The organism is Saccharothrix deserti (assembly GCF_009769385.1).
Lineage (GTDB): Bacteria > Actinomycetota > Actinomycetes > Mycobacteriales > Pseudonocardiaceae > Actinosynnema > Actinosynnema deserti.
This window is the reverse complement of sequence record NZ_VKAB01000137.1, coordinates 1-1,989: the sequence shown is the minus strand read 5'-3', so window position 1 is coordinate 1,989 and position 1,989 is coordinate 1. Positions and strand designations below refer to the sequence as shown.

The 1,989-nt window shown below is 71.1% G+C and carries 2 protein-coding genes and 1 pseudogene; 1 reads left to right on the top strand and 2 read right to left on the bottom strand.

Annotated features, from left to right (window positions below):
* Positions 1 to 169 (top strand): annotated as a pseudogene (locus tag FM051_RS52980) (N-acetyltransferase family protein); the annotation flags it as partial.
* 38 nt (positions 170 to 207) lie between these two features.
* Here FM051_RS52980 and FM051_RS53590 read toward each other — a convergent pair.
* The gene (locus FM051_RS53590; RefSeq protein ID WP_274383921.1) at positions 208 to 333 is read right to left on the bottom strand and encodes a hypothetical protein; all 126 of its coding nucleotides are present in this window, start codon (positions 331 to 333) and stop codon (positions 208 to 210) included.
* 3 nt (positions 334 to 336) lie between these two features.
* Positions 337 to 1,368, bottom strand: coding sequence for a TerC/Alx family metal homeostasis membrane protein (locus FM051_RS49840; RefSeq protein ID WP_158854958.1), 1,032 nt, complete (start codon positions 1,366 to 1,368; stop codon positions 337 to 339).
* Between the last annotated feature and the right edge of the window lie 621 nt (positions 1,369 to 1,989).

Genomic DNA, 1,989 nt, shown 5'->3' with positions numbered 1-1,989 from the left:
TCGCCGAGACCTCCGTCTACGTCGGCGAGGGCTTCCGCGGGCGAGGTGTCGGCAGGTCGTTGCCGCCCAGACCGTGCTCTTCCCCGAGAACCGCGCCGGCACCGCCCTGCATCACGCTACCGGCTATCGCACCGTCGGTGTCCGCGAACGCATCGCCCGACACCGAGGCGAGACCGGTCGGTGTCGCCTGCTGCAGGCCGTGGCCCGTCACGGGCGGGGCCCGCGTGGTGGCCGGGGCGGGTACATGGCCGCGCAGGTGAACACCAGCGCGGCCATGACGAGCACGGTGAGGCCGATGTCGATCAGGGCGTCGACGATCAGAGCGGTGGGCACGGCTCAGTCCTCCGCTGCCGAAGCCTGCTCGGCGGGCTGACCGTCGTGTCCTTCGGCGCGACGCCGGGCGCGCAGGCTGGTGACGATGACGGTCGCCAGGACGGCGATGATCACGGCCAGGGAGATCGGGGTGGGGATCTCCGGCACGCCCGGCCGGATCCCGTGCGCCCAGTGCAGGACCAGTTTCGCGCCGATGAAGGCGAGGATGACCGCCAGGCCGTGGTTGAGGTGGACGAGCGTGGCCAGCGCGGTGTGCAGCACGAAGTAGAGGGCGCGCAGGCCCAGCAGGGCGAAGGCGTTCGTGGCGAACACGAGGTAGGGGTCCTCGGTGATGCCGTAGACCGCGGGCACCGAGTCGACCGCGAACACCACGTCGGTCGCGAACACCGCCACCACCACGACCGCCAACGGGGTCAACGCGCGCCGCCCCCGCTCGCGCACGGTCAGCCGGGCGCCGTGGTAGTCGTCGGTGACCGGCATCAGCCGGCGCAGCAGTCGTACCGACCGCATCCGCGAGGTGTCCCGGACGGCACTCGCACCGGTCAGCGCCTCGTGCAGGATCTTCACCGCCGAGGCGAACAGGATCACACCGAACACCAGGAACGCCCAGGTCCCGGCCGCCAGCAGCGCCGCGCCGGCGGCGATGAACACACCGCGCAGCACCAGCGCGCCGACGATGCCGTAGAGCAGCACGCGCTGCTGCACCGCAGGCGGGACGGCGAACGCGGCGAGCAGCAGCATGAACACGAACAGGTTGTCCACCGACAGGGACTTCTCCACCACGAACCCCGTCATGAACTCCACCGCCTGACCGCCGCCGAACGCCGCCCACAGCCAGAGCCCGAACACCACCGGCAGCGCGAGGTAGAACACCGACCAGCCCACGGCCTCCCGCATCGACACCTCGTGCGGTCGGCGGGTCACGGCGAAGTCGGCGACGACCAGCACCAGCAGGGCCGCGATGCTGACAGACCACAAACCCGGCGACCCGACGGACTCGGCAGGAGCGGCCAGAACAGCGGATGACCCGGGCATAGGACCTCCTCGAACCCCACTGCGTTCGAGGTCTCCTTCACCCCACCGGGGCGGCCTCCCGGGGACACCACGGGATGTCCGTACTGACCGGGCAGACCCAGCGGAAGTACTCCCCTCCCACCCAGTATCACCCCGCACGGACCCAGGAATGAAGTGCCATTCCCGGGTGAAGTGGGAGTGATGACTTGAGCACGGCGTTGTCAAAGCATGGACCGGATGGCTCCCCTCCAGGCCGATCCGACCGGCGCCGGACGAGACAGCTCGCCCAGGACCATCCCACCGTGGCGGACACCACCGACACCGCCACGGCAGCCGAACGCACCGCGGCAACTACCGCCCCCACCACCCCACCGACGTCGACCGCATCCACCTCGTACAACGCCTCGAGGTCCAGGGAGTTCCGCTGGAGGAGATCGCCGCCGCGCTGCGCAACCGGCACGCCGACGTCGGCGCGATCCTGGACCGCATCGACGAGGACCCGCGCACCCTCCAGGCCGCGGCCGAGGCGGCGCCGCCGGAGGTGCACGGCCTACTGGCCGCGGTCGCCACCCGCGTCCGCTCCCTGATCACCGTCGCCCTGCAGATCCCGCCCGACCTGCCCCTCCCCTGACCCGCGCCGCA

Excerpts from the sequence above, each read along its gene's own strand:
- FM051_RS49840 (WP_158854958.1), bottom strand. The coding sequence starts at position 1,368 with ATGCCCGGGTCATCCGCTGTTCTGGCCGCTCCTGCCGAGTCCGTCGGG.